30 protein-coding genes are annotated in these 26,476 nt (G+C 72.2%); 11 read left to right on the top strand and 19 right to left on the bottom strand.

Going from position 1 to position 26,476, the window contains the following annotated elements; genetic code table 11:
* Window positions 1–2: 2 nt before the first annotated feature.
* The 5 genes from NBH00_RS12445 to NBH00_RS12465 are packed head-to-tail and all read left to right on the top strand — an operon-like array spanning window position 3 to window position 4,885.
* Entirely contained in the window at window positions 3–395 is a 393-nt protein-coding gene (locus NBH00_RS12445) for a holo-ACP synthase (protein WP_254573638.1), read from the top strand.
* Window positions 392–1,924 (top strand): NAD(P)H-hydrate dehydratase, encoded by a 1,533-nt coding sequence (locus tag NBH00_RS12450; protein ID WP_254573639.1) that lies wholly within the window; start codon window positions 392–394, stop codon window positions 1,922–1,924. The genes NBH00_RS12445 and NBH00_RS12450 overlap by 4 nt, the downstream gene beginning before the upstream one ends.
* Entirely contained in the window at window positions 1,921–2,394 is a 474-nt protein-coding gene (locus tag NBH00_RS12455; protein ID WP_254573640.1) for a CBS domain-containing protein, read from the top strand. Before NBH00_RS12450 ends, NBH00_RS12455 begins: the two co-directional genes overlap by 4 nt.
* Before the next feature lie 8 nt (window positions 2,395–2,402).
* Window positions 2,403–3,491, top strand: a complete 1,089-nt coding sequence (alr, locus tag NBH00_RS12460) for an alanine racemase (protein ID WP_254573641.1) — start codon at window positions 2,403–2,405, stop codon at window positions 3,489–3,491.
* Entirely contained in the window at window positions 3,488–4,885 is a 1,398-nt protein-coding gene (locus NBH00_RS12465) for a tRNA nucleotidyltransferase/poly(A) polymerase-related protein (protein WP_254573642.1), read from the top strand. The genes alr and NBH00_RS12465 overlap by 4 nt, the downstream gene beginning before the upstream one ends.
* Here the strand turns inward: NBH00_RS12465 and NBH00_RS12470 are convergent.
* Entirely contained in the window at window positions 4,855–6,108 is a 1,254-nt protein-coding gene (locus NBH00_RS12470) for a M28 family peptidase (RefSeq protein ID WP_254573643.1), read from the bottom strand. The genes NBH00_RS12465 and NBH00_RS12470 overlap by 31 nt on opposite strands.
* Window positions 6,109–6,158: 50 nt before the next feature.
* On the opposite strand from NBH00_RS12470, the gene NBH00_RS12475 reads away from it, so the two are divergent.
* The 3 genes from NBH00_RS12475 (at window position 6,159) to NBH00_RS12485 (ending at window position 8,101) form a co-directional block, all read left to right on the top strand.
* The gene (locus NBH00_RS12475; protein WP_254573644.1) at window positions 6,159–6,605 is read left to right on the top strand and encodes an HIT family protein; all 447 of its coding nucleotides are present in this window, start codon (window positions 6,159–6,161) and stop codon (window positions 6,603–6,605) included.
* Window positions 6,602–7,378, top strand: coding sequence for an enoyl-CoA hydratase/isomerase family protein (locus NBH00_RS12480; RefSeq protein WP_254573645.1), 777 nt, complete (start codon window positions 6,602–6,604; stop codon window positions 7,376–7,378). Before NBH00_RS12475 ends, NBH00_RS12480 begins: the two co-directional genes overlap by 4 nt.
* A gap of 111 nt (window positions 7,379–7,489) precedes the next feature.
* Complete coding sequence (locus NBH00_RS12485; RefSeq protein ID WP_254573646.1) at window positions 7,490–8,101, top strand: hypothetical protein; 612 nt, start codon at window positions 7,490–7,492, stop codon at window positions 8,099–8,101.
* Window positions 8,102–8,104: 3 nt separating this feature from the next.
* On the opposite strand, the gene NBH00_RS12490 is transcribed toward NBH00_RS12485, so the two are convergent.
* The 3 genes from NBH00_RS12490 to NBH00_RS12500 are packed head-to-tail and all read right to left on the bottom strand — an operon-like array spanning window position 8,105 to window position 10,622.
* A complete protein-coding gene (locus NBH00_RS12490) occupies window positions 8,105–8,866 on the bottom strand; it encodes an ABC transporter permease (RefSeq protein WP_254573647.1) in 762 nt (253 codons plus the stop codon).
* Window positions 8,863–9,642: an ABC transporter permease gene (locus NBH00_RS12495; protein WP_254573648.1), complete on the bottom strand. Its 780-nt coding sequence runs from the start codon at window positions 9,640–9,642 to the stop codon at window positions 8,863–8,865. Before NBH00_RS12495 ends, NBH00_RS12490 begins: the two co-directional genes overlap by 4 nt.
* A 2-nt stretch (window positions 9,643–9,644) precedes the next feature.
* Window positions 9,645–10,622, bottom strand: a complete 978-nt coding sequence (locus NBH00_RS12500; protein ID WP_254573649.1) for an ATP-binding cassette domain-containing protein — start codon at window positions 10,620–10,622, stop codon at window positions 9,645–9,647.
* 85 nt (window positions 10,623–10,707) lie between these two features.
* On the opposite strand from NBH00_RS12500, the gene NBH00_RS12505 reads away from it, so the two are divergent.
* Window positions 10,708–11,388 (top strand): hypothetical protein, encoded by a 681-nt coding sequence (locus NBH00_RS12505; RefSeq protein WP_254573650.1) that lies wholly within the window; start codon window positions 10,708–10,710, stop codon window positions 11,386–11,388.
* A 48-nt stretch (window positions 11,389–11,436) separates the two neighbouring features.
* On the opposite strand, the gene NBH00_RS12510 is transcribed toward NBH00_RS12505, so the two are convergent.
* Entirely contained in the window at window positions 11,437–11,955 is a 519-nt protein-coding gene (locus tag NBH00_RS12510; protein ID WP_254573651.1) for a hypothetical protein, read from the bottom strand.
* Window positions 11,956–11,962: 7 nt separating this feature from the next.
* Entirely contained in the window at window positions 11,963–12,235 is a 273-nt protein-coding gene (locus tag NBH00_RS12515) for a hypothetical protein (protein ID WP_254573652.1), read from the bottom strand.
* 76 nt (window positions 12,236–12,311) lie between these two features.
* Here NBH00_RS12515 and NBH00_RS12520 point away from each other — a divergent pair, with 76 nt between their 5' ends.
* Window positions 12,312–13,025 carry a c-type cytochrome gene (locus NBH00_RS12520; protein WP_254573653.1) on the top strand — a complete coding sequence of 238 codons (714 nt, stop codon included), beginning with the start codon at window positions 12,312–12,314 and terminating at the stop codon, window positions 13,023–13,025.
* 191 nt (window positions 13,026–13,216) lie between these two features.
* Here NBH00_RS12520 and NBH00_RS12525 read toward each other — a convergent pair whose 3' ends face one another.
* From NBH00_RS12525 to NBH00_RS12560, 8 genes are all read right to left on the bottom strand, one after another.
* Window positions 13,217–14,248 carry an IS110 family RNA-guided transposase gene (locus NBH00_RS12525; protein WP_254573654.1) on the bottom strand — a complete coding sequence of 344 codons (1,032 nt, stop codon included), beginning with the start codon at window positions 14,246–14,248 and terminating at the stop codon, window positions 13,217–13,219.
* A 91-nt stretch (window positions 14,249–14,339) separates the two neighbouring features.
* On the bottom strand, window positions 14,340–14,876 hold the full coding sequence (locus tag NBH00_RS12530) for a PRC-barrel domain-containing protein (protein ID WP_254573655.1): 537 nt from the start codon (window positions 14,874–14,876) through the stop codon (window positions 14,340–14,342).
* Window positions 14,877–14,966: 90 nt separating this feature from the next.
* Window positions 14,967–15,131: a hypothetical protein gene (locus NBH00_RS12535; RefSeq protein WP_254573656.1), complete on the bottom strand. Its 165-nt coding sequence runs from the start codon at window positions 15,129–15,131 to the stop codon at window positions 14,967–14,969.
* On the bottom strand, window positions 15,132–15,749 hold the full coding sequence (locus NBH00_RS12540; RefSeq protein ID WP_254573657.1) for a cytochrome c oxidase subunit 3: 618 nt from the start codon (window positions 15,747–15,749) through the stop codon (window positions 15,132–15,134). It abuts the gene before it with no gap.
* 19 nt (window positions 15,750–15,768) lie between these two features.
* Window positions 15,769–16,602 carry a hypothetical protein gene (locus NBH00_RS12545; RefSeq protein WP_254573658.1) on the bottom strand — a complete coding sequence of 278 codons (834 nt, stop codon included), beginning with the start codon at window positions 16,600–16,602 and terminating at the stop codon, window positions 15,769–15,771.
* A gap of 48 nt (window positions 16,603–16,650) precedes the next feature.
* Entirely contained in the window at window positions 16,651–18,555 is a 1,905-nt protein-coding gene (locus NBH00_RS12550; RefSeq protein WP_254573659.1) for a cytochrome c oxidase subunit I, read from the bottom strand.
* A gap of 10 nt (window positions 18,556–18,565) precedes the next feature.
* Window positions 18,566–19,648 carry a cytochrome c oxidase subunit II gene (coxB, locus tag NBH00_RS12555; RefSeq protein WP_254573660.1) on the bottom strand — a complete coding sequence of 361 codons (1,083 nt, stop codon included), beginning with the start codon at window positions 19,646–19,648 and terminating at the stop codon, window positions 18,566–18,568.
* A gap of 170 nt (window positions 19,649–19,818) precedes the next feature.
* Window positions 19,819–20,202, bottom strand: coding sequence for a helix-turn-helix transcriptional regulator (locus NBH00_RS12560; RefSeq protein WP_254573661.1), 384 nt, complete (start codon window positions 20,200–20,202; stop codon window positions 19,819–19,821).
* A gap of 142 nt (window positions 20,203–20,344) precedes the next feature.
* On the opposite strand from NBH00_RS12560, the gene NBH00_RS12565 reads away from it, so the two are divergent.
* The gene (locus NBH00_RS12565; RefSeq protein WP_367401295.1) at window positions 20,345–20,761 is read left to right on the top strand and encodes a CBS domain-containing protein; all 417 of its coding nucleotides are present in this window, start codon (window positions 20,345–20,347) and stop codon (window positions 20,759–20,761) included.
* A 125-nt stretch (window positions 20,762–20,886) separates the two neighbouring features.
* On the opposite strand, the gene NBH00_RS12570 is transcribed toward NBH00_RS12565, so the two are convergent.
* From NBH00_RS12570 to coxB (NBH00_RS12590), 5 genes are all read right to left on the bottom strand, one after another.
* Window positions 20,887–22,392, bottom strand: a complete 1,506-nt coding sequence (locus tag NBH00_RS12570; RefSeq protein WP_254573663.1) for a hypothetical protein — start codon at window positions 22,390–22,392, stop codon at window positions 20,887–20,889.
* 88 nt (window positions 22,393–22,480) lie between these two features.
* The gene (locus tag NBH00_RS12575) at window positions 22,481–22,714 is read right to left on the bottom strand and encodes a hypothetical protein (protein WP_254573664.1); all 234 of its coding nucleotides are present in this window, start codon (window positions 22,712–22,714) and stop codon (window positions 22,481–22,483) included.
* A 141-nt stretch (window positions 22,715–22,855) separates the two neighbouring features.
* A complete protein-coding gene (locus tag NBH00_RS12580) occupies window positions 22,856–23,755 on the bottom strand; it encodes a heme o synthase (protein WP_254573665.1) in 900 nt (299 codons plus the stop codon).
* Between the two features lie 42 nt (window positions 23,756–23,797).
* On the bottom strand, window positions 23,798–25,480 hold the full coding sequence (gene ctaD / locus NBH00_RS12585) for a cytochrome c oxidase subunit I (protein WP_254573666.1): 1,683 nt from the start codon (window positions 25,478–25,480) through the stop codon (window positions 23,798–23,800).
* A gap of 33 nt (window positions 25,481–25,513) precedes the next feature.
* Window positions 25,514–26,425: a cytochrome c oxidase subunit II gene (gene coxB / locus NBH00_RS12590; protein WP_254573667.1), complete on the bottom strand. Its 912-nt coding sequence runs from the start codon at window positions 26,423–26,425 to the stop codon at window positions 25,514–25,516.
* Window positions 26,426–26,476: the final 51 nt, after the last annotated feature.

The raw sequence follows: 26,476 nt of genomic DNA on the forward strand, positions 1-26,476 counted from the left end.
CGATGAGCGTCGGCATCGGACTCGACCTGCTGGACATCGATCGCCTCGAGCGTGCGCTGGCCCGCCGGCCCGGCCTCGCCGATCGGCTCTTCACCGCGGGCGAGCAGGCGTACGCCGCCCGCCGCGCCCGGCCCGGCCAGCACCTCGCCGCCCGCTTCTGCGCCAAGGAGGCCGTGACGAAGGCCCTGTCGCTCGACGTCTTCCGCCCGCTCGAGATCGAGGTGCGCGGGGGCGGCAGCGCGGAGGTCGGGATCATGCTCAGCGGGGAGACGGCGAAGGCCGCCGCCGCCCGCGGGCTCGACGTCCGCGTCTCGCTGACGCACACGCCGACGACCGCCGGCGCCGTGGCGATCGCGCACGAGGCTCCCTCGCCCGAACTGGAAGGCTCCGCATGACGCTCCCCGAATGGCTCGCCCCACTCCCCGGGTCCGCGGCGATGCGCGCCGCCGACGCCGCGACGATCGAGGCCGGGACGCCGGGCCTCGCGCTCATGGAGCGCGCCGGCAGTGGCCTCGCGATGCTCGCGAACCACATCATCCCCGAGGGCCCGATCGCGGTCGTCTGCGGCAAGGGCAACAACGGCGGGGACGGGTTCGTCGCCGCGCGCCTGCTCCACGGCGCGGGCCGCGAGGTGCGCGTCTTCACGACGGCCGCCCGCGAGGACTCCCAGGGCGACGCGGCCGAGAACCTCGCGCGGCTCTCCGAGCAGCCGCGGCCGTTCGACCTGCAGTCGCTCGACGGCTGCGCCGGGGTGATCGACGCCATGCTCGGCACCGGCGTGACCGGGGAGCCGCGCGGCGCCGTCGCCCGCGCGATCCGGATCCTCACCGCCTCCGGCCTGCCGGTCGTCGCCTGCGACATCCCCTCGGGCGTCGACGCCGACACCGGCGCCGTCCCCGACCCGGACACCGTCGTGCACGCGGTGGCGACCGTGACCTTCGCGGGCGCGAAGCCCGGCCTCTGGATCGCCCCCGGCAAGGGCTGCGCGGGCGCGGTTCACGTCGTCGACATCGGGGTGCGGGCGGACCGCGACGCCATCGTCGGGCTCATCACGGACGACGAGGTGCTCGAGGCGCTGCCGTCACGGGCCGCGGAGTCCACGAAGTTCACCGCCGGGCACGTCGTCGTCGCGGGCGGCTCCCGCGGCCTCACCGGCGCGGTCTGCCTCGCCGCCGAGGGGGCGATGCGCGCCGGGGCGGGCTACGTCATCGCGTGCGTCCCGGCGAGCCTCGAGGCGATCTTCGAGGTGAAGCTCACGGAGGTCATGACCCGGGCGCTCCCGGACGACGGCGGCACGCTCGTCCCGCGCGCGGCCGGCCCGATCGTCGAGGCGGTCACCGCCCGCGGCGGGGTCCTCGTCCTCGGCGGCGGCGTCGGCCGCACCGACGGCGCCCTCGCGTGCGTCCGCGAGGTCGCGCTGACGTCCCCCCGCCCGCTCGTCCTCGACGCCGACGGCCTCGCGGCCTTCGCCAAGGACGCCGACGCCCTCGCCGCCCGCAGCGCCCCGACGATCCTCACCCCGCACACCGGCGAGCTCGCCCGGCTCCTCGGCCGCACGAGCGACGAGGTCGAGCTCACGCGCCTGGCCAGCGCGCGCGAGGTCGCCCTCCGCAGCGGCGCGATCGTCGTCCTCAAGGGCGACGACACGCTCGTCGTCGATCCCGGCGGCCCGGTAGCGGTGAGCGAGGGCGGTGCTCCGGGCCTTGCGACCGCCGGGACGGGCGACGTCCTCGCGGGCGTCGTCGGTGCCTGCCTCGCGGCGGGGCTGGAGCCGTGGCACGCCGCGTGTGCCGCCGTCAGGGCCCACCTGCTCGCCGGCCGCCGCGCCGCCTCGCCGCACGGGCCCGACGGGGTCGTCGCCTCGGACATCGTCGCGGCCCTCCCGGGCGCGATCGCGAGCGCACGGTACGCTGGGCGCCAATGACCGAGAGCAGCACGATCACCGTCGCCGACATCATGGACGCCGAGCCGCTCTCGGTCGCGCCGGACACCGACGTGGAGACCGTCGTCCGGACCCTGAAGGAGCAGGAGCTCCCCGGCGTCCCCGTCGTCAACGAGGTGGGCCGGCTCGTCGGCATCGTCACCGAGGCGGACCTCATCATCGGAGGCGACGACGGCGACCTGCACCTCCCGCACTACATCGAGCTCTTCGGCGGCGTCATCTACCTCGAGTCGCTCAAGAAGTACGAGGAGCGGCTGCGCAAGGCCTTCGCCGGCACGGCGGCGGACATGATGACCAAGGACCCCGACACGATCGGCCCGGAGGCCACCGTCCAGGAGGCCGCGAAGCTCATCTCCCGCTCCGGCCACAACCGCATCCCGGTCGTCGAGCACGGCCTGCTCGTCGGGGTCGTCACGCGCATCGACGTCCTGCAGGCGCTCGCCGGGGAGTAGCGCCGGCGATGGCCCGCGCGGTCGCGCGCGTCGACCTGGACGCCGTCGCCCACAACGTCCGGACGCTCGCCGCGGCGGCGTCCGGCGCGCGCCTGTGCGCTGTCGTGAAGGCGAACGCCTACGGTCACGGCGCCGAGGCGTGCGCGCGGGCGGCGCAGGCCGCGGGCGCGGACTGGCTCGCCGTCGCCGGGGCCGCGGAGGCCGCCTCGCTGCGCGAGGCCGGCGTCGGGGGACGGCTGCTCGTCATGGGCTCGCTCGACGACGAGGACCTCGGTCTCGCCCTCGCCGCGGACGCGGACATCGTCGTCTGGGACGAGGCGTTCCTCGCCGCGCTCCCGTCGACCGCCCGGGTCCACGTGAAGCTCGACAGCGGGATGGGGCGCCTCGGCACCCGCGATCCGGTGCTCGCGACCCGCCTGGTCGAGCAGGCGGGGGCGCGCCTCGCGGGCGCGATGACGCACTTCGCGACCGCCGACGACCGCGCCGACCCCTTCATGGACGAGCAGCTGCAGCGCTTCACCGCCTGGGTCGGGCCGCTGCGGGCGGCGCGCCCGGAGCTCGTCGTCCACGCCGCGAACTCCGCCGCGATCCTCCGCGAGCCCGCGGCGCACTTCGACATGGTCCGGCCGGGCGTCGCGCTCTACGGCCTGGACCCCTTCGGGGAGGACGCGGCCGCCGCCGGCCTGCGGCCGGCGCTGGCGCTCGTCAGCCACGTCGCCGCCGTGAAGCGGTGCCGGGCGGGGGAGAGCACGGGGTACGGCCGCCGCTTCGTCGCCGACCGCGACACCGTCCTCGCGACCGTCCCCGTCGGCTACGGGGACGGCTGGCGCCGCGCCACGACCGGCCGGGCGGACGTCCTGGTGGGCGGGACCTTCCGCCCGCAGGTGGGCACGGTCAGCATGGACAACATCACCGTCGACCTCGGGCCCGCCGGCCTCGACGAGGTCGCGGTGGGGGACGAGGTCGTGCTCGTCGGGCCGGGGCTGAGCGCGGAGGAGGTCGCCGCGCGCAGCGAGACGATCAACTACGAGGTGACGACGGCGCTGCTGCCGCGCACCGCGCGCGCCCACCATCGCTCCGGGATCCCGGCCGGATGAGCGTGGCGCTCGACGCGGTCCGCGCGGCGCTGCGCGGCGAGGCGGCGTGGCTCGTCGGCGGCGCCGTCCGCGACCGGCTCATGGGCCGCCCCCTCGGGGACATCGACGTCGTCGTCGCGGGTGACGTCCGCGCGGCCGCGCGGCACCTCGGGCTGAGCGCCGGAGGGCCCGCCTTCCCGCTCAGCGACGAGTTCGGCGCGTGGCGCGTCATGGGTCCGGACCGCGCCTGGCAGGTGGACCTCTGCCCGCTGCGCGACGGCTCGATCGAAGCGGATCTCGGGCTGCGCGACTTCACGGTCAACGCGATCGCCGAGCCGCTCGGCGGCGGACCGCTGCTGGACCCCCACGACGGGGCCGGCGACCTCGCGGCGCACCGCCTGCGGATGGTGGACCCGCGCGCCTTCCCCGACGATCCGCTGCGGGTGCTGCGGCTCGCGCGCTTCGCCTGCGAGCTCGGGCTCGCCCCCGACGCGGCGACCGTCGCCGAGGCCCGCGCCCACGCCCCGGCACTCGAGCGCGTCGCCGGCGAGCGGATCCTCGCGGAGCTCACCCGCGTCGTGTCCGCGCCGACCGCCCTGGAGGGCCTGGAGCTCATGGAGGCGCTCGGCGTGACCGCGGCCGTCCTCCCGGAGCTCTCCGCGCTCGCCGGCGTCACCCAGAACCGCTTCCACCATCTCGACGTCTACGACCACACACTCGCGGTGCTCCAGGCCGTCATCGACCTCGAGGACGACCCCGCCCCGCACGTCGGGGACGAGCACGCCGCCGCGGTTCGCGCGCATCTCGCGACGCCGCTCGCCGACGAGCTCACCCGCGGCCAGGCCCTGCGCTTCGGCGCCCTGCTGCACGACATCGCCAAGCCGCCCACGCGCACCCTCCACGAGAACGGCTTCGTCGGCTTCCCCGGCCACGACACCGGCGGCGCCGACCTCAGCCGGACGATCCTCACCCGGCTGCGCGCGAGCGAGCGCACGCGCGCCCACGTCGCCGACCTGACGCGCCACCACCTCCGGCTCGGGTACCGCGTGAAGGAGCGGCCGCTGGACGCCCGCGGGCTCCACGCCTACCTCCGCGCCTGCGACCCCGTCCAGGTCGACGTCACGCTCCTGTCCGTCGCCGACCGCCTCGCCACGCGCGGCGACAACGCCGCCCCCGCGATCGCCGCGCACCTCGAGCTCGCGCGGCAGGTCATCGGGCCGGCCCTCGCCTGGCCGGCGTGGCGCGCGCAGCCGCCGCTCGTCCGCGGGGACGTCCTCGCCCGCGAGCTCGGCATCACGCCCGGACCGGCCCTCGGGCCGCTGCTCGCCGCCATCGACGAGGCCCGCTACGCCGGCGAGGTCGCCGACGAGGCCGGCGCCGTCCGCTACGCGGCGGGCGTGCTCGCCGAGGGCTGACCGGCCCCGGCCGGGCCGGGGCGGCCGAGGGTCCGGGCGAGCCGCCGCACGACGCCGTCGCAGACGCGCACGCAGTCCGCCACCGTCTCGTACACGACGTTGTCGGGCACGTCGGTCGGCCAGTGGTAGTTCGCCGGCAGCCGGTACTCGTTCATCGAGCCGATCATCACCGACGGGTAGCCCGCCTTCAGCGCGATGAGGCCGTCGGTCGCGTTGCGCAGGCGCAGGCCCCGGCTGAGGCTCACGCCGCGCTCGGCAGCGACGTCCGACACGAGGTCCTTGAAGGCGGCCGGGTACTCGCGCATCCGGATCATGCCCTCGCCCTCGATCTGCAGCAGCTGGGGCGACCCGACGGTGTCCACGCAGATGACGTGCGTGCGCTCGGGCGGCAGCGCGGCGAAGTGGCGCCGCGCGAACGCCTGCATCCCCTCCATGAAGCTCTCCTCCGATCCGGTCGAGAGCAGGATGATGCGTAGGCCCTCGACCGGCTGCTCCTTCAGCGTCCGGGCGACGCCGAGGAGCGTCGCGACGCCCGTGAGGTTGTCGTTCGCGCCGCTCACGGTCGAGCGCGAGCCGATCTCCGCCATGACCGCGGCGACGGCGGTGCTCACGACCGCGCCGAGGACCTGCACGCCGCGGCGCCCGGTGAGCGCGCCGAGCGCGACGAGCAGCGGCCCGCCGAACACGGGGAACATCACCGGCGGGGTGTCGTCGGAGAGCTCGAGCAGCTGCGGCCAGCGGTCCCCGACGAACTCGCCGGCCCCCGGGTGGAAGAGGAGCGACCAGTGGGCGGCGTCGTGGTGGGCGACGATGAGGACGGTCTGGTCGGCGTCCGGGTCGCCGAGCGTCGCGACGACGTTGTGGGTGTCGTGATGGGGGAGGACGGCCCGGCGGAAGGCGAGCCGGCCCCCGGAGATGTCGTCGAAGATGCCGGCCGCGGCGGCGGCGCCGACGGCGAGCGCCGCGCCGCGGCCGCGCCGCAGGCCCGCGAGGCCGGCCGCCCCCGCCATGAGCCCGAGCGGCCACCAGTAGCCGCCGTGCGCGCGCTCGCGCTCGACGCGGACGGTCGCGCCCTCGGCGCGCAGGGCCTCGGCGATCCAGAACGCGGCGTCCCTCTCGCCCGGTGAGGCCGACGGGCGGTCCATCGCGCCGAGGTGCCGGACGGTCTTCTCGAGCAGCGCGGCGTCGGGCTCGGGCGGGCGGGTCGGGGTGGCGGTCGTCACGGAGCTGAGGCTACCGCGCGGTCCCGACCGCCCCGCATAGACTCCCCGCCATGGCCGACCTGTCCCCGCCCACGCACACCGAGGCCGACTGCATCTTCTGCAAGATCGTCGCCCGTGAGCTGCCCGCCTTCGTGCTCGAGGAGGACGAGCACACGCTCGCCTTCATGGACATCAACCCCGGCACGCGCGGCCACGCGCTCGTCATCCCGCGCAACCACAGCCAGGACCTCCTCACCGTCCCGGAGGCGGACCTCACGGCGACCGTGCTGGCCGCCCAGCGTCTCGCCGGGCGCATGAAGGAGCGCCTCGGCTGCGACGGCGTGAACCTCCTGAACTGCTGCGGCGCCGACGCCTGGCAGACCGTCTTCCACCTTCACATCCACGTCATCCCCCGCTACCGCGACGACCCCGACCGCGACCCGCTGCGCCTCCCGTGGATCCCCGCGCCCGGCGACATGGACGACATCAAGGCCGTCGCGCAGGAGCTCACCGCATGAGACAGCCGGTCACCCTCACCACCGACGGGCCGCTCGCCGTCATCACCCTGACGGCTCCGCCGCTGAACCTCTTCGACCAGGCGCTCATCGACTCCCTCTCGCAGGCGGTCCACCAGGTCGCGGCCGAGCATCCGCGCGGCCTGCTCATCAACGCCGAGGGCCGCGCCGTCTCCGGCGGCGTGGACGTCCACCTCTTCGACGGCCTGACGCCCGATCAGGGCGGGAAGCTGTGGGACGACCTGCTGGCGCTCATCCACACGGTCGAGGACTTCCCCTTCCCGACGGTCTTCGCCGCCCACGCGCTGTGCCTCACCGCGGCGTTCGAGCTGAGCCTCGCCTGCGACCTGCTGCTCGCCGCGGAGAAGGCGAAGTTCGGCCTCGTCGAGATCGTCGTCGGCCTGACGCCGTCGATGGGCGGGCCGCAGCGGCTGGCCGAGCGCGCCGGCCCGGCCCGCGCGCGCGAGCTCGTCTACACCGGCGAGCTGTACCCGGCCGCGACGCTCGAGCAGTGGAACGTCGTCAACCGGGTCCTCCCGGACGAGGGCTTCGCGGAGGCCGCCCACGCCTTCGCGCTGAAGATCGCGAACGGGCCGACCCTCGCCCACGCGGCGACGAAGCGCCTCGTCCGCGAGCAGCTGAACGGCGGTGCCCGGGCGGCGGACGCCATCGTCGCCGAGACGTCGGGGCCGCTGTTCGGGTCCGAGGACCTCAAGGGCGCGGTGCGCTCGTTCCTCGACGAGGGCCCCGGCAAGGCGACGTACACCGGCCGCTGAGCCGGAGCGGCAGCGGACCCCACCGCATGGGTGGGCTTCGCTGCCGGTGCCAGGCGCACGGCCCCTTGCAGCGGGCCGAGGCCGCCGGGGCCGCCTCGTATGATCGGGCGCATGTCCGTCCGCGCGCCATCCCGCCCCGCGCTCGCCGTCGCGGCCCTCGGGTCTGCGGCCGCGCTCGCGGCGACGGCCGCGCTCGCGGCCACCCCGGGCGCCCCGGTCGTCGCGACCGAGAAGGCCGGCGACGCGGCGGCGAGCGCCCCGGACCTCACCCGGGTCTCGCTCCGGCGCAGCAGCGACGGGCGCCTGCGCGCCGGCATCACCCTCGCCGCGAACCTTCCGGAATCGGCGCTCGTCGCGACGTCGGGCCCGCCCGGATCCGTCTGCCTCCGGCTCTACACGGCCGCGACGCCCGGCGTCCTGCCGCCCGACTTCCTCGTCTGCGCGACCCCGGACGCGAAGGGCAGGACGCTCCGCGGCACCGTCATGGCCGAGCAGGTGAACGCCCTGCCCAAGCGCCTTGGCAGCGCCGTGGTCACGCGGCCGAGCAGGCGCTCGATCGTCCTGCGCTTCAGCCAGAGCGTCATCGGCAGGCCGCCCGTCATCCAGTTCGCCGCCGAGGCGACCCGGGCCGGCTGCGTCCGCCTCGGCTGCGTCGACACGCTTCCGGACGCGCCCGCGACGAAGAAGCTCATCCTGCGCCTCGAGGCGCCGCCCGAACGCTGACCGTCAGTAGCCGTAGCGCCGCAGCCCGCGCGCGGCGAGCGTCCCGAGCACCGCGATCATCCCCGCGAGAGCGACGAAGGCCGGCCACGTGTGCTGCCACTCGACCCCGCCGATGAAGCCCTGGCGGACGCCCTCGAGGACGTGGGTCACCGGGTTGATGTCGGATGCCGTCCGCAGCCAGTCGGTGAGCAGCGGCTTCGGCGCGTAGGAGGTCGTGAAGAGCACGCCGATGAACGACGCGATCTGCATGAGCGGGGCGGCCTGCTGGGTGCGGAAGCGCAACGCGATCGTGATCGAGAAGCACGCCATCACGCAGGCGAGGCCCATGACGAGGAGCGCCGCGATGAGCAGGCCGGTCACGGTCGGGACCGGCACGCCGAGCGCGAACGCGACGACGAGCAGGAAGGTCCCCGGCATGAGCGCCCGCAGCGCGGCGCTCGCCACGACCCCCGCGAGCAACGTCGCGCGCGGGGCGGGGCAGAGGAGCAGGCGGTCGAACCAGCCGCCCTCGATGTCGCGGGCGAGGTTCACGCCCGTCGCCGCGCCGGTGAAGCCTGCGCCCTGCAGGAGCCCGACCGGGACGATGAACGTGCGGAAGTCCGCGTGGTAGCCGCCGAGGCCGGACGCCTTGCCGAAGACGCTCGAGAGACCGAGCATGAAGATCGTCGGCGCGAGGACGCCGGGGATCGCGGCCCCGGGGACACGCGAGATCTCGTTCAGGGCCCGGCGCACGAGGGCGCCGATGACGGTGACGCTCCGGCTCATGCCTCACGCAGCCTTCCGCGGAGGGCGAGCAGGGCGATGCCGCAGGCGCCGCCGACGACGAGGACCGCGGCGACGATCCCCTCGGTGACCGACGTCGCGCCGACGCCCTGGATGATCGGCGTGCGCATGCCGTCGGCGATGTAGCTCAGCGGGTTGGCCCGGGCGACCGTGTCCACCGGGCTCGAGAGGAGCTTGCGCGGGAAGAAGGCGCTGGACGCGAAGAGGACGACGAGCACGAGCGGGAAGATGCCCTGCACCGTCGATGCGTTCTTGGCCCGCAGGGCGATGGCCTGCCCGATGGCGCCGAAGCCGACGCCCGCCACGACCCCGATGAGGTACACGACGAGCACCCCGCCGACGCCGCCCTGGACCGACGCCCCGAACACGAAGCCGAGGACGAGGAAGTAGGTGATCTGGCCGGCGGCGACGACGCTCGTCGCGAGCAGCCGGCCGAAGACGAGCGCGACGCGGGGGATGGGGGAGGCGACGAGGCGGTCGAAGAAGCCACCCTCGATCTCGAGCGCCGTCGCGATCCCGGTGGCGACCCCGCCGATGAGCAGCGACTGGGTCATCGCGCCGGCCAGCTGGAAGTCGAGGAACCCGCTGACCTTCGGGAAGCCGGGCAGCGCCGTCGTCCGCGTCAGGCCACCGACGTTCACCGCGAGGAACATCGACGGGAAGAGCACGAGCGGGGCGATGAACTGCGGGCGCCGGAGCGTCCCCCGGAGCGAGCGCCGGGCGAGGGCCCAGACGACACGGAAGAAGAAGGGGTCCACGGCTACACCGTCGCCGCGCCGGGCGCCGGGGCGGCGCCCGCCCCCTCGAGGTGGCTGCCGGTCCGGGCGGCGAAGACGTCGTCGAGCGACGGCTCGACGAGCTCGACGCGGCCGACGACGATCCCGGCCTCGTCGAGGGCACGGATGACGGGGGCGATGGCCCGGGAGCCCTCGAGCACGCCGATCGACAGGTCGACGCCGTCCGCGGGGGAGGCGGCGACCTCGCCGAAGCCGGCGAGGACCTCGCGCGCCCGGCCGACGTCGGCGTCGCCGTCGAAGCAGAGGTCGAGGTGCGGGCGCCCGACCTCGGCCTTCAGGGCCGCGGGCGTCCCCTCGGCGACGATCTTCCCGGCGCTGATGATCCCGACGCGGTCGGCGAGCTGGTCCGCCTCCTCGAGGTACTGGGTCGTGAGGAAGACGGTGGTCCCGTCGTTCTTCAGCCGGCGGACCTCGTCCCACAGGGTCGCGCGGCTCGTCGGGTCCAGGCCGGTCGTCGGTTCGTCGAGGAAGAGGACCTCCGGGGCGTGGATGAGCGCCATTGCGAGGTCGAGGCGGCGCTTCATGCCGCCCGAGTAGGTCCCGACGCGGCGGTCCTGGGCGTCGCTCAGACCCACCCGCGCGATGAGGTCCTCCGCGCGCGCGTGGACCTTCTTCGCCGGGATCCCGTGCAAGGTCGCCTGCAGCTCCATGAGCTCGCGGCCGGTCATGAGGAGGTCCAGCGCGGCCTCCTGGAGAGCGACGCCGATCTTCCGGCGGACCTTCTGCGGCTCGCGGGCGACGTCGAATCCGGCCACCGTCGCGCGTCCGCCGGTGGGGCGCAGGAGCGTGACCAACATCCGGACCGTCGTGGTCTTCCCGGCGCCGTTGGGCCCCAGGAAGCCGTACACCTCGCCCGGCTGGACCTGCAGGTCGATGCCGTCGACGGCCATCAACCCGCTCCGGTACTTCCGTTCCAGTCCTGACACCTCGATCGCCACCATGCGCGCAGGGTACAGGTACTTGCATGCGCAACCGGTTCCGCCCCGCGAGCGCAACTCCGGGGCCCGCTGGTGTTCAATAGGCGTGATGAAGCGCTCTCCGAAATCCCTGCTCGCCGTCGCGGGCGTCGCGACGGCCGGCATCCTCGCCCTCCCGGCGATGGCCGCCACGCCGGCCACGATCTCCGAGGTCGGTGACGCCGGCGGGGACGTCGTCCCGTCGTGCCCGTCGCCGCCGTGCAAGGCCATCCCGCGGACGACCGGCTACCAGGTCAAGGTCGGTGACGCGAGGGCCGTCGACGTCGTGCAGGCCGACGGGCGCATCGTGGCGTGGACGATCACGCTCTCCAAGCCCGGGCCCAAGCAGACGGCGTTCTTCAACCAGAACCTCGGCGGGGAGGCCCAGGCCCAGCTCACGATCCTGCGCCCGGGCCACAAGCTCTACGCGCGCGTCATCGCTCAGGGCGAGCCCGTGAAGCTCACGCCGTACTTCGGTCAGAAGACGACGTTCGCGCTGCAGAAGTCGATCCCGGTGAAGAAGGGGTACATCATCGGCATCACGGTCCCGACGTGGGCGCCCGCGCTCTCGCTCGGTCAGCCGGGGACGACGTCGTGGCGCGCCTCCCGCGGCAAGGGCGAGTGCAACAACTTCGACACGCAGAGCGCGCAGACGAGCACGAACAACGTGACGCGCTTCTACTGCCTCTACCGCACCGCCCGGCTCGCCTACAGCGCGACGATCGTGGCGGACCCCAAGCCGGCGTCGTAGAGGCCGGCCGCGGCGGGGCCGGGACGCGGGCCGGGCCCGCGTCCGGCGTCAGCCGCCCGGGCAGGCTCCCGGGTTGTCCTTGCAGAAGGTGCTGAAGCCGCCGGCGTCGGCGCCGCCGCCCGTGGCTCCCGTCCCGGTGCCGGTGCCGGTCGTGTCGCCGGTCGTGCCACCCGTTGCGCCGCCGGTCCCGGTCGCGCTCGCCCCGCCGCCGGTCGCGGCGCTGCCGCCCCCGGTGCCGGTCGCGGCGCTCCCCGTGCCGGTTGCGGCGCCGGGGTCGGTACCGGCCGCCGCGCCACCCGTCGTGTCGGGGACCGAGGTCGAGTCGGTGGCGGTCGTGTCCGTGCTCGTGGCGTCGGCGCTCGTCGTGTCGGTGCTCGTCGCCGACGTGGAGCCGGCCGCCGACGCGGTGGCCGCCGCGGGCGCCAGGCTCGAGTTGCTGGGCGGGAGGAGGACCGGGAGGTTCTTCGGGACGACGTCCCCGGTCGGGGTGCTCCCGCCGCAAGCGCCCACACCGGCGGCGAGCGCGAGGGCGCTCAGCACGGCGGCGGCAGGGCGGGGCCGGAGCATCCGAGCCTCAGTGCGCGTGGATCGGGCCCATCCGCCGGCCGCAGGTGGGGCACTCGTTGAGGTCGCGCTGAGCCATCTGGTCGCACCAGGGGCAGAAGCGCAGGTTCTCGACGGCCCACGGCAGGTTCGAGTCGGACGGGGGGAGGGGGAGGACCTTGCCGACGACCTCGAGCTCCTCGCCGGTGTCCCGGTCCCGATAGGTCTTGCCCGGCTCGGCCTCGACGAAGATCTCGCGCCCCGTCGAGGGCGTGCGCAGGCGGTAACGCGTACGGATGCTCACGGGGCGAACCTTACCGATTGCTCGCCCCCGGCTGCTCTGGCGCAGTGTCGGCGCCGTCCTATAGGGTCGGCGCAGCATGAGAGGGAAGCCCATTGCCGTGTCGTCGATCATGGTCGCCGCAGCCCTTGCTGCGAGCGGCTGCTCGGTCAGCGACAACAACCCCAACCTGATCGCGGGCAAGCAATTGTTCGTGTCGAAGTGCGGCTCCTGCCACACGCTCGCGCGGGCGGGGTCGAAGGGGAACGTCGGCCCGAACCTCGACGAGGCGTTCCAGCGCGCGAAGGTCGACGGGCTCGGGGACGACGCCATCCGCGGCGTCGTGAAGAAGCAGATCGAGTACCCGTCGCGCCCGGGCTACGCCGGGCAGGGCATCATGCCGGCGAAGCTCGTGACGGGCGACGACGCCGCGAACATCGCCGCCTACGTCGCGGCCTCGGTCGGCAAGAAGGGCCAGGACACCGGCCTGCTCGCCACCGCCGTCAAGGCGCCCGGCTCCGGCAAGCCCGCGGTGGCCGCCGGCGGCGTCCTGAAGATCGACGCCGACCCGAGCGGGCAGCTCGCCTACACGGAGACGAAGGCGTCCGCCCCCGCCGGCCCGATCACGATCGAGCTCGACAACACCTCGGGCGTCCCGCACAACATCGCGATCGCCGGCGTCGGCAAGAGCCCCGTCATCCCGAAGGGCAAGTCCGTCTTCAAGGCGACTCTGAAGCCGGGCACCTACACGTACTTCTGCGAGGTCCCGGGCCACGAGGCCGCGGGCATGAAGGGCACCCTCACCGTCAAGTGACGGTGGGGCGGGCCGCCTGAGGCGGCCCGCGGGCGCTCTCTATGAAGGAGGGTGAGGTGTCAAGTGTGGGTTCTGGGTCGTTGTCCTCTGGGTCGGTCGTGGAGCAGGGGCTCAACTCTCTATCGCCTCATCGTGTGAGGACCAGGTGCTGTAGGGGCATCGCTCCGGTGGCGCATCTCAGAGAGGGCCGTCTATGCGGCCAGAGCGCGCGTGGCGCCTGCCGGAGCGAAGGTGGTGTTGCGGGTGAGCATGTGCCAGATCGCCTCGGCGAGCCGGCGGGCGATGTCGACCTGGGCGACCTTGGCGCCGCGCTGTTTGCCCAGGCGCTTCTTGTTGGCCTGGTAGCGGGCGGCGTAGACCTGATGGCGGCAGGCGTGAACGGCGGCTTCCATCAAGGCCCAGCGCAGGTACTTCGGGCCGGCGTGGGTCAAGGGGCCGCGGCGGTCGGTGTTGCCGGACTGGTAGACGCGTGGGCACAGGCCGGTGTAGCCGACGAGCTTCTTCGGGCTCGAGAAGCGGGTGATGTCGCCGATCTCCGCGGCGATCGTGTACCCGAGGATCCACGCGATCCCCGGGGCGCTCATCAGCAGCGGGATGTACCGGTGATCGGCCCCGAGCGCTTTGAGCTCTTTGTCGATCGCGGCGATCTCGGCGTCGAGCTCGTCGATCATCTGCACCGCGGCGAGGACCCCTGAGTGCCACGGCTCGGGGAACTCGAGCCGCGCAAGGAGCTTGCGGCCGCGGGCGCCGAACAGGTCCGACACCGGGCAGGTATGGCCGAACGCGAGCAGCTGCGCGTGGATGCGGTGCTTCAGCGAGCTGCGTTTGCGCACCAAGAACAGGCGCCAGCGCGCGCGTTCGCGTTCCTGGCGCTGCTCGAAGCCCGGAAGCCACACCGCGGGGACCAGGTCACGCCGTGAGAGCTCGGCGAGCACCCACGCGTCGATCCGGTCGGTCTTGCACGCCAACGGGCCGAGGCCTTTGACTTTCTGCGCGTCGGCGACCTCGACCTCCCATCCGAGCCGCTCAAGCTCGTCATGGACAAACCGGGCGCCGTTCATCGACTCGATCGCCGCCCGCACTAGGACCGGCCCATGCCGGGTCTCTACGCCGCGCGCGAACCCGCGCAGCCCGTCAGCGTCCGGCGGCGTCGCGCCGGCCTCGATCTGCTTGCCATCCGGGGCGAGCAGGCAATAGTCCAGCCGCTTGCGGCTGAGATCCAATCCAGCATGCAACATGTGAGCGGGCCTCCTCGTGGTTGCTCTTTCGGTGACACGCTGGAGCGTGCCACCGGGAGGCCCTCCTTCACGACATTCAGAGCTGCCGCGCGGCGTCCCTCGCGGCCTCGGCGCGGGCGGAGACCTCGCGGCGCTCCTCCTCGGCCCGGCGGGCCGCCTCCGACGCCTGCTCGGCCCGCTGGCCGGCGTCGTCGGCGCGGGCGGCCTGCGCCTCGGCCTCGGCCTCGAGCTCCGCGGCGCGGCGCTCGGCCTCGGCCGCGACCCGGAGTCGCTCGGCGCGCGCGTGCGAGCCCTCGAGCTCGGCGGGGTCTGCGGCGTGCGCGGCGCCGTAGTGCTCGGCGACGGCCGCGAGGTCCTCGGCGCTCAGCGGGTCGGCGCCGCCCTTCGTCTCCAGGAGCCGCCCGGCCGGGAAGGCGATGCGCACGTGGTCGCGCGAGGCGGTCGCACCGTCGAGCGGGACGAGGCGGCGCTTGCGGCTCAGCCGGCCGCCCTTGGCGGCGATGAGCACCGGCTCCGAGCCCCGGAAGTACACCTCGCCGAGCCGTCCGACCGACGCGCCGTCGGGGTCGACGACCTCGGCTCCGATCCACTGCTCCAGCTGCTCGACGAGCATGCGTGCTCCGTTCCTCTTCTCGGGTACGCCTCGGGGGATACCCGCGCCGCGTCGCGCCCGAACCGGCCCCCGCCGCGGGGCGGCCTACGGTCAGAAGACGGCGCGCCCGATGAAGATCGCGGCGGTCAGGACCACGAAGACCGCGAGGGCGTAGAGGAGGACGCGGAACATCGCCTCCTCGGTGCGGAACGGCTCGAGGAGGCGCAGCCAGCGCGGCGGGTCGTCGTCGTCGCGACGGCCGGGGTCGGCCGCCATCTACAGGATGTAGACGGTGAAGTAGACGACCAGCCACATGACGTCGACGAAGTGCCAGTAGATGCCCGGCACGTTGATCCCGAGGTGGTTCTCGGGAGTGAAGTGGCCCTTGAACGCGCGGATGTTGACGATCGCGAGCAGCGTCAGGCCGATGGCGACGTGGGCGCCGTGGAGGCCGGTGAGGCCGTAGAAGATCGAGCCCTCGGCGTGGTCGTGCGGCGCGAAGCCGATGTGCACGTACTCGTTGATCTGGACGAACAGGAACGTCAGGCCGAGCAGGAACGTCGTGAGCATGCCCGCCTTGAGCCCGAAGCGGTTGCCCTTCTTCGCGCACGTCTCCGCCCAGTGCAGCGTGAGCGACGAGGAGACGAGGATCGCGGTGTTGAAGCCGGCGACGAGCTTCGGCAGCTCGACGCCGTTGATCGGGAACCACGGGTCGTTGTGCACGACGCGGATGAAGAAGTACGCCGTGAAGAACGCACCGAAGACCATGATCTCGCTGATGATGAACAGCATCATCCCGAGCATCTGCGGATCGACGCGCGAGCTGCGGTTCGCCTCGGGCGGCCCGTGGTGGTCGTGGTGGGCGGCGTTTGCGGGGATTGCGGCGGCTTCCATGGGTCAGGTGCTCCTGGTCTCAGGCGGCCGCGGAATCGGCCCGGGCCGACGCCTCGACGTGGGTGACGGTCTTCCCGGTGGCCGAGGCCACCCGCTGGATGAGATCCGCGCGCAGCCAGCCCGAGCGGGTGGCGGGCAGCGTGGAGATGATGATGTCGTTCACGTGGAAGAACTGCACGCCGTTCATCGTCGACGTGTAGGGGTCGGGGTCGCCGATCATGCCCGCGGCGAGCAGGCCGGCCGCGCGCAGGCGGTCGACGAGCTGGACGAGCCGGGCGCGAGCGCGGCTCGCGGCCGTGCCCTCGCCGCCCTCCTGCGGGACGACGACGATGAAGACCTGGCGCGAGTCGCCGGCCGCCTTCTCCTTCAGCTGGTCGAGCAGCGCGTCCCCGGACGCGGTCCGGTTCGCGACGACGAGCGTGATGTCGAAGGCGATGCCCTCGGAGTCGATGTCCGTGACGACGTGGGTGACGGGGAGGCCGGAGGCGTCCTCGATGCGCTCGACGAGGTCGCGTCGCATCCACCCCGAGCTCGCCGCGGGCCTCGTCGAGATGACGATCTCGTCGGGGTGGTACTCGCGGACGGCGTCCATCGTCGCGCTGTACGGGTCCGGGTCGCCGACCTCGCCGATCGCGTCGATGCCCTCGCCCCGGAGGAAGGTCCGCGCGAGGTCGACGCGCACGCGCGCCGCGTCGTACACGGCGTCGTCGTAGATGACGTTGCCGTGCGTCGGCTGGGTCCGCGGCACGCAGATGATCAGCCGGGCCTGGCCTCCACCGGCCTTCTCCTTGATCGTGTCGATGAGGTGCTTGCCGCCGATGGTCTCGTTGGCGACGGCGAGGATGGTCTTCACGGTGGGCTGCTCCTGGGGTTCTTGCGGGTGGGGCGTGTCGGGCCGGGGCTAGTCGCGCGCCGGCGACGACGTGGTCGCGGGGGTGGTGCGGGCCGTGACCGGTGGCGGCGTGTCGGCGAACACGCCGTGCACCGCGCCCGGGATGCCGTACTCGTAGGGGCCGCCGACGACGGTCGGGATCGTGTCGAAGTTGAACACGGGGGGCGGGGAGCTGACCTGCCACTCGAGGGTGAGCGCCCGCCAGGGGTTGCCCACCGCCCGCGGGCCGCCGCGCCACGACGAGATCATGTTGTAGGCGAACACGAGCGTGCTGAGGCCGAGGCCGAAGGACGCGATCGAGATCGCGAGGTTCCAGCCGGCGTACTGGTCGGCGTAGTCCGCGACACGCCGGGGCATGCCCTCGACGCCGATGAGGTGCATCGGGGCGAACGTCGCGTTGAAGAACACGAACGTGAGCCAGAAGTGGATCTTGCCAAGCTTCTCGTCGTACATCCGGCCCGTCATCTTCGGGAACCAGTAGTAGGTCCCGGCGAAGATCGTGAAGAGCGATCCGCCGAAGAGGACGTAGTGGATGTGGGCGACGATGAAGTACGTGTCGCTCACGTGGATCGTGATGGGGATCATCGCGAGCATCACGCCGGAGATGCCGCCGCACGTGAACATCGTGAGGAACCCGAGCGCGAAGAGCATGGGCGTGTCGAGCTTCAGCACGCCGCGCCAGAGCGTCGCGAGCCAGCTGAAGATCTTGATGCCGGTCGGGACGGCGATGATCGCCGTCGTGATCATCATCGGCACGCGGATCCACGTCTGCATGCCGGACACGAACATATGGTGGGCCCAGACGGTGAAGCCGAGCACGACGATGGCCAGCAGCGAGAAGGCCATCATGCGGTAGCCGAAGACCGGCTTGCGCGACTTCACGGCGAGGACCTCGCTGATGATGCCGAAGCCGGGCAGCATCATGATGTACACCGCGGGGTGCGAGTAGAACCAGAAGACGTGCTGGTACATCAGCACGTCACCGCCCTGGCCGTTGTCGAAGAAGTTGAAGCCGAGCGCGCGGTCCAGCAGGACGAAGAACTGCGACGCGGCGATGAACGGCGTCGCGATGACGACGAGCAGCGACGTCGCGAAGTTCGCCCACACGAGCAGCGGCATGCGGAAGAACGACATGCCCGGTGCCCGCATGGTGATGATCGTGACGAGGAAGTTCAGCGCCGTCGCGATCGACGAGGCCCCGGCGAACTGCACGCCGATGGTGAAGAACACCTGGCCTATGGGCGCCGACGAGGAGAGCGGCGCGTACGCCGTCCAGCCGGACGCGAACGACCCACCGGGGGCGAAGAACGAGCCGAGCATCATCACGCCGGCGATCGGGAGCATCCAGAACGACAGGGCGTTCAGGCGGGGGAACGCCATGTCCGGCGCGCCGATCATGAGCGGCAGGACGAAGTTTGCGAGCCCCGCGAACACGGGGATGATGAAGAGGAAGATGAGCAGCGACGCGTGGACGCTGAAGACGCCGTTGTACGTGTTCGCGTCGAGGAACTGGCGCCCCGGCTGGGCGAGCTCGGCGCGGATGAGCATCGCGAAGAGGCCGCCCACGAAGAGGAAGAAGAACGAGTGGACGACGTACTGGACCCCGATGACCTTGTGGTCGGTGTTGGGGTAGAAGTAGCTCTTCCAGCTCTTCGCGCCGTGGCCCGAGTGGTCCTCGGGACGGGTCGGGCGACCCGACATCCAGTAGCCCCAGTAGTCGAACAGGCCCAGCCCGACCATGAAGAAGAACGGGGTCGCGATGAGCGCGATCTGGAGGACCGCCTCGCCGTCGAGGTACGGGTCGTACCCAAAGAGCGCGCGGGCGCCGATGGAGAGGCCGTACGAGAAGGCGATCCCGAACACGATCGCGGTGATCGCGCGGGTCCAACCGGGCTGTCGAACTGCTGCGGTCATGGGGCCTTCCTCACTTCTTCTGGTTCTTCAGGAGGTACTGGACGAGCGCGTCGATCTCGGCGGGCTTGAGCGTCTGCGCGAAGTTCGGTGGCATGACGTTCGGCGGGTAGCCCTTCGTGATGACGGCCTGGGGGTTCACGATCGACTGCTTGATCTGGGCGGCGGACTGGCCGGCGAGCGCGGTGTCGAGGTCGGGACCGATCCCGCCGGCCGGGGTGCCCGCGGCGGTGAGCTGGTGGCAGCTGCCGCAGGCGGTCGAGTTGCCGTTGCCCTTGGTGAAGAGCGTCTTGGCGTCGATCGCCGCGGTGGCCGCGCCGCCGCCCGCCGCCGCGCCGCCGCCGGCCGGCTGGGACTGCTTCGTCAGCCAGGCCTTGAACTTCGCGGGCGGCAGGACGTAGGCGGTCTGGCGCATGACCGCGTGGCCGAGGCCGCAGAGCTCGGCGCAGACGACCGGGTAGCTGCCCTCGCGGATCGGCGTGATGCGGTAGCTCGTCGTGATCCCGGGGACCGCGTCGATCTTCATCCGCATCGCGGGGATCCAGAAGTCGTGGATGACGTCCTTGGAGTGGACGTTGAACTTCACCGACTGGTGGTTCGGCAGGTACAGGCGCGTCGTGTTGACCGGCTTGCCGTCGACGCCGGTGTACTTGAACGTCCAGGCGAACTGCTGGCCGTAGACGTCGACCTTGAGCTCCTGGGCGGCGTTCGCCGGGGCCGCCTCGATGTCGCTGAGGACCGTGGCGGAGTAGCCGACGAGCACGAAGATGATGAGCGACGGGACCGTCGTCCAGATGATCTCGAGCTTCGTGCTGCCGTGGATGTTCGGGCCGTCGAGCTTCTCCTCACCCGGCCGCTGGCGGAACTCCTTCACCGCGAACAGCACCACCACCACGACGAGCACGAAGACCGGCACCGCGAAGATAAGCATGAGGTTCCACAGGTCGTCGATCTTCTTCGACTGGGTGGACCCCTGCACGGGGAACCAGTTGATGGCCAGCCCGAGGGCGATGCCGATCGCCGACGCGATCACTCCCACCACGACCATCTGCACGATGGTGCGGGGGTTTGTCTTTGCGCGTGGGTCGACCGCCATGGGGCGACCCTATCCGCACCCGATGACGGAGACAACGCCCGACGTCACCCTTCCGCGAACGGGCGCAGCGGCGCTGCGCGAGCACCGCGACCGCAGCGCACGAAGCGGCCGGATGCAGTATGGCCCGGGTGCGCCCCCGCGTGTGCGGGCGCGCGCGAGGCCGGGCGGAGCTAGGCCGCGGCGACGGACAGGTCGTCGGCGGCCGGCGCGCGGCGGCCGGCGCGGTAGTCCGACGGGGCGACGCCGTGGTGCCGGCGGAAGGCCTTGGCGAACTGCGCGGGCTGGCGGTACCCGACGCGGTGGGCGACCTCGCGGACCGTGAGCCCGCGGTTCTGGAGCATCTCGGCGGCCCGTTCCATGCGGACGGCGGCGAGATGCTCGCGGAAGGTCGTGTCGCCGATCTCCGCGTAGGCCCGCTGGAGCTGTCGGCGCGAGGACGCGACACGGCGCGCGATGTCGTCGAGCGCGAGGTCCGACGCGAACTCGACCTCGACGATCGCGATGGCGTCGTCGAGGAGGCTCGTGCGGTGACGGATGGTGGCGGGACGATGCATGGTCGTAAGGGAGTGCGGAAGGTCTGGCACAACTGGATGCATGGTCGGTGGGCAAAGGACCGCTAGTTGGCGCACAAACGCTCACCAGAGCGTAGCGCAGCACGCTACATTGAGGCATTCGATACAAAGTATGGGGGTAGCGATGAAGGTCGTTGACGGCATGAGCACGCTGGTCCTGACGGTGGGGCCGGGCCACACCCTGCGCGAGGCCGCCCGGCTGATGGGCGAGCGGCGCGTCGGTGCGGCGGTGGTCATCGATCCCGACGGCGCGGGGCCGGGGATCCTGACCGAGCGGGACGTGCTCCTCTCGGTCGGCCGGGGCGAGAACCCGGACGACGAGGTCGTCGCGGACCACCTCACGACCGACATCGTCTTCGCGGCGCCCGACTGGTCGCTGGAGGAGGCCGCGGCGGCGATGGTCGAGGGCTCGTTCCGCCACCTCATCGTGCTCGACGGGGCGGAGATCGCGGGGATGCTGTCGGTGCGGGACGTCGTGCGGGTGTGGACGCGGGAGGGCGCCTCGTGCGACGTTCCCGCGAGCGTGGGCCGCGCGGCCTGAGGCGCCCGACCAGCTCCGCCCGCGCGTCCCACCGGCCGGCCCTGCCCGCGCAGCGTGCGGTCCCGTGGGGGAATGGCCCCTACCGGACCGCACGCTGCGCAGGGGGTGGCCGCGTGCGGCCGGGCTCAGCCCGCGACGGTGAAGCCCGAGGCGCCGTCGAGGTCGACGGTGCGCTCGAGCGGGTCGCCGGCGAGCAGGAACGCCTCGACGGTCGCGGGGTCGTGCGTGGAGGCGAGGCCCCGCCGGCCGTCGGCGTCGAGCACGCTGACGATCGCCATCGTCGGCTCGCCGCCGTGGCCGTACATCGCCGTGTATGTCTCGACCGCGGCGCCGCCGATCGGGGCGGCCGTCAGCTCGCGACGGGGGAGCGCGTCGACCTCCTGCTGCACGTCGACGGCGGCGAACGGGCGCGCCGGCGGGTCGCTCGACAGGATCGCGGCGCCGTGCTTCGTGAGGTACCAGCCGACCGCGGTCGCGAGGCCGTGCTCGCCCGTGCGCCCGCGCAGGCGGCCGACGAGGGTCGCCAGGCTGTGCACGACGTACGCGTTGGCGGGCCCTCCGGCGAACGTGAGGCCGCCGGTCACCGTCGGGGCACGCGCCGGGTCCTCGAGGTCGACCCCGAGCTCGCGGGCGGCGACCTGGACGGCCGACGGGAAGCACGAGTAGAGGTCGAGGTGGTCGATGTCGCCGATCTCCAGGCCGGCGTGACCGAGGGCGGCGGCGCCGACGGCCGCGATCGCCGGCGAGCGGTCCAGGCGGTCGCGCTCGCCGACGAACCAGTGGTCGTGGGCGCCCGCCGTCGCGGTGACGTACACCCAGTGCTCCTCGGGGACCCCGGCGTCACGGGCGGCCTGGACCGAGCAGAGCACGAGCGCGGCCGCCTGGTCGACCTGGATGTTCGCGTTCATGAGCTTCGTGTACGGCGCCGAGACCTGCCGGTTGGCGGGGGACGGGTGGGCGATCGCGTCCGCGTCCGGGGCGTCGCGCGTCCACGCGAACGGGTTGTCCGCCGCGACGGCGGCGAAGCGGGCCCAGAGGCGGCCCAGATGCTCCTGATGGGCCTCGGGGGTGCGGCCGGCCTCGCGGCGCAGGGCCTGCTCGAAGAGCGGGTAGTAGAAGATCGGCGCGAGGAGGTCGGCCGCCGTCTCGACCGCGTGGCTCGCGTCGCGGTCCTGCCCGACGATGCGCGTCGGCGCCGTGCCCTTCGGCTGGGTCGGCCAGCCCGTCTCGGTGCCCGTCTTCACCGCCTGCATGAACGGCGTCATGGCCTCGCCGCCGGTGATGATCGCGACGTCCAGGTCGCCCGCGAGGACGTCGGCCGCCAGGGCGCCGAGCAGCGCGACCGGCCCGTTGCCGCCGCGGGCGCTGAGGACGGTCTCGCGGGGCGTCAGCCCCAGGGTGGCGGCGACCGCGGCCGCCGGGTCCGGCACGGGCCAGGAGAAGAGATCGACGACGGCGACGGCGTCGGCCCGGGCGGCGAGGGCCGGCCCGGCGTCACCCGCATCGGCGAGCGCGGCGCGGACGGCGCCGGCGAGCAGGTCGAGCGTGGAGGGGACGTCGCCCGCCTCCGTGCGGACCGAGAGCTGGCCGGCCCCGACGAGGACGGGGGTGCGCGGATCGAGCGATGACATGCCCGGGTTGTAGCTGAAACCGGTTCAGCTTGCGGCGCGCCCGGCCCGGCGTGGGGCCGGATCCCGCGCGCCGCGACGGGCGCGGAGCCTAGTGCTCGCCGTGGGAGGTGGGCAGGGAGGCCATCTCCGCGCGGGCGTCCTTGATCCACGCGAACAGCACGCCGACGGTGAGGATCAGGCCACCGACGAGGAGGACCGTGAAGGTCGTGATGCCGACGAGCGCGCAGGTGATGCCGACAGTCAGCAGCAGCGGGTGGAGGGACCCACCGGGCAGGTGGATCTCCTCGCCGGCGGGGGGGACGGGCTTCTCGAGTGAGCTCATCTGGATCAGGCGTTGTAGATGAGGGCGGCGACGAACGTCATGCCGAACATGAAGAAGCACACCGCGCCGACGATGAGGCCGGAGCGCACGTTCTTGCGAGCGAGTTGGCGGTCCATGGTGTCAGGTTCCTTTTGCTGTCGGTCAGAGCTTCGCATCGGCGACCATCGAGACGAACAACGCCGCCAGGTACGCGAGGGAGAAGAGGTAGAGCTTGAGCGCGGCGGCCCGATCGGCGTCGCGGTACAGCTTGACGGCCCCGCCGATGAACGCCAGGCCGAGGCCGAGCGAGGCGACGAGGTAGATCGTGCCGAACCCGCCCGCGCAGTACGGGAGCTGGGTCACCGCGTACAGCAGGACGCTGTAGAGCAGGATCTGGCGACGCGTCTCCTGCTCACCGCGGACGACGGGGAGCATCGGCACCCCGACCTTCGCGTACTCGTCCTTCATGAGGATCGAGAGGGCCCAGAAGTGCGGAGGCGTCCAGAAGAAGACGATCGCGAAGAGGTAGACGGCAATCCAGCTGACGCTGCCGGTGACGGCGGCCCAGCCGACGAGCGGGGGGACGGCCCCGGCGGCACCGCCGATGACGATGTTCTGCACGGTGCGGCGCTTGAGCCACATCGTGTAGACGCCGACGTAGCCCACGAAGCCCGAGAACGAGAGCGACGCCGCGAGGACGTTGATCGTCAGCGACATGAGGACGAACGACGCGATCGCGAGCCCGATGCCGAAGGTCAGCGCCGCCCGCGGGGAGACGCGGCCCGAGGGGACGGGGCGGTCCGCGGTGCGGGCCATCTGCAGGTCGATGTCGCGGTCGTACCAGTGGTTGACCGCGCCGGCGCCGCCCGCCGACAGGTACCCGCCGAGGCAGGTCAGCAGGATGAGCCCGACCGACGGGGTGCCGGCCACGAGCATCGTCGTGACCGTCGTCAGCAGCAGCAGCGACTGGACCTTGGGCTTGGTCAGGTCCAGGTAGTCCGCGAAGACCTGTCGGGCACCGGTCCGGATGACCGGTGCCGTCGTGACGGTGGATGCCTCCATGGAGGACAGAGAGCCTAGACGGCCTCGGCGAGGGCTGCCGCCCTAGCCGACGGGCGCGGGCTCCGCGGGCGCCTGCTCGGCCTGCCGGGCGACCTGACGACGGATGTCCTTCATCGGCTCGACCGAGCGGATGCGGGGGACCGTGTCGAAGTTGTTCACCGGCGGGGGCGAGGTCGTGAACCACTCGAGCGTGTTCGCCTTCCACGGGTCGGGGCCCGCGATGGCGCCCTTCTTCAGGGAGATGAGCACGTTGACGACGGTGACGCCGACGCCGAGGGCCAGGATGAACGAGCCGACGGTCGAAATGAGGTTGTAGAGCTGCAGGTGCCCGACGTTCGGGTACTCGTAGACGCGGCGCGGCATCCCGTCGAGGCCGATCGCGTGCTGGATGAAGAACGTCACGTGGAAGCCGACGAGGATGAGCCAGAAGCTCAGCTTGCCGAGGCCCTCGCCGAGCATGCGGCCCGTGATCTTCGGGAACCAGTAGTAGATGCCCGCGAAGATCGCGAGGACGGCGCCGCCGACGAGCACGTAGTGCAGGTGGGCGACGACGAAGTACGTGTCCGTCAGCTGCCAGTCGACCGGGAACACCGCGAGGAAGATGCCCGTGATGCCGCCGATGAGGAACGTGAAGAGGAAGCCGGCGCAGAACAGCAGCGGCGTCGTGAACTCGATCGTCCCGCGCCAGAGCGTCGCGATCCAGTTGAACATCTTCACGCCCGTCGGGACCGCGATGAGGAACGAGCTCATCATGAAGAAGACGAGCACGATCGTCGGCGACGGCGTCGCGAACATGTGGTGCGCCCACACGAGCAGGCCGAGGAACGCGATGACGACGGTCGACGCGGCGATCGCCTTGTAGCCGAAGATCGGCTTGCGGGCGAAGACGGGGAGGATCTCCGAGATCATCCCGAAGCCCGGCAGCACCATGATGTAGACCTCGGGGTGCCCGAAGAACCAGAAGAGGTGCTGCCACAGCAGCGGGGAGCCGCCGCTGGACGCGTCGTAGAAGTGGGTGCCGAAGTGGCGGTCGGTGAGCAGCAGCGTCACGGCGCCGGCGATGACCGGGAGCGCGAGGATGAGCAGCACCGCGTAGGTGAGGATCGACCAGCAGAACAGGGGCAGACGGCCCCAGCCCATGCCGGGCGCGCGCATGTTGACGATCGTCGCGTAGAAGTTGATCGCGCCGACGAGCGACGAGATGCCGGTGAGGTGGATGAGGAAGATCCACGCGTCCACGCCGCCCGAGGGGAGGTACTGGGAGGAGCTCAGCGGCGAGTAGCACGTCCAGCCGCACTCCGGCGGGGAGAAGAAGATCGAGCCGTAGAAGACGACGCCACCGGCGGCGAGCATCCAGAACGACAGCGCGTTGAGCTTCGGGAACGCCATGTCCCGGGCCCCGATCATCAGCGGCACGAAGTAGTTGCCGAAGCCGGCCATGATCGGCACGACGAACAGGAAGATCATCGTCGTCCCGTGCATCGTGAACAGCTCGTTGTACGTCTGCGGCGTCAGCAGCGTGTTGTCCGCCTGCGCGAGCTGCAGGCGGATCATCAGGGCCTCGACCCCGCCGAGCAGGAAGAACACGAAGGTGAGGACCAGGTACATGATCCCGATCTTCTTGTGGTCGGTCGTGGTGACCCACGACGTCCAGCCCGTGCTCTCGCGCCTGACCTCGTGCGCGGTGATCTGGGGGACGGGCGCGAGCGTGCGCTGCGCCGGCATGGTGATGTCTTGAGTAGCCATGAAAGGGGGGCCTTAGGGCGTCGCGGACTGGTTGGTGCTGAGCGTCTTCTCGAACGCCTTACGTGCCACGGCGGCGGCCTTGTCGGCGGCCTCCGTGTTCGTCTTCTGGTCGGCGAGGAACTGCTCGAACTGCGTCGCCGTCACCGCCTTGACCCGCGCGATCATGTTCGCGTGGTTGCGGCCGCACAGCTCCGCGCACTGCCCGGTGAAGCTCTGGCCCGCGAGCTTGGCCGGGATCCTGAACCACGTGTGGTTCGTGTAGCCGGGGATGGCGTCGAACTTGCCGCCGAGCTTCGGGATCCACCAGGAGTGGGCGACGTCCTGCGCGCGGATGTCGAGCGTGATCGCCGTGTCGACGGGGACGACGAGCTCCTCGTACGAGAAGGGGTTGTCGAGCGTCGTGTTCGGCGTCTTGTCCGGGTAGGTGAAGCGCCACACGTACTGCTGGCCGTTCACGTCGATGTTCAGCGACTTGCCGTTCGGCGGCAGGCGCTTGGTCGTCCCGGCGGTGAGCACCCCGTTCGCGGTCTGGTACCCGTTCGGCCCCGTGTTCTGGGGGTTGCGGATGCCGGGGAGCGCGGCGAAGGTGAAGCCGGCGAGGACGACGAGGATGACGGCGGCGCCGACGGTCCAGCCGATCTCCAGGCGCGTGTTGCCGTGGATCTGCGCGGCGACGGCGCCCTTCTTCGCCTTGAACTTCCAGAGGCAGTAGAAGAGCGCGCCCTCGACGCCGACGAACACGACCACAGCGACCGCGAGGATCAGCTTGTAGAGCGTGTCGATCTTGTCGGCATTGGGGGAGCCGCCGGACTCCGGGGTGAAGAAGGCGGACGCCGTGGAGGTCTCCAGAAGACAGAGGACACCGACGGCGACGGCGGCCAGCGCGAGGCGCCGGCGGGATGAGGTGAAGCGATTCGGTCGCAAGGCGGGCGGGATTCTATTCACGAAGTGGACGTGGGGTCGGAAGGGGGCACG

The sequence above is a fragment of the Paraconexibacter antarcticus genome (genome assembly GCF_024220175.1).
Classification (GTDB): Bacteria; Actinomycetota; Thermoleophilia; order Solirubrobacterales; family Solirubrobacteraceae; genus Paraconexibacter; species Paraconexibacter antarcticus.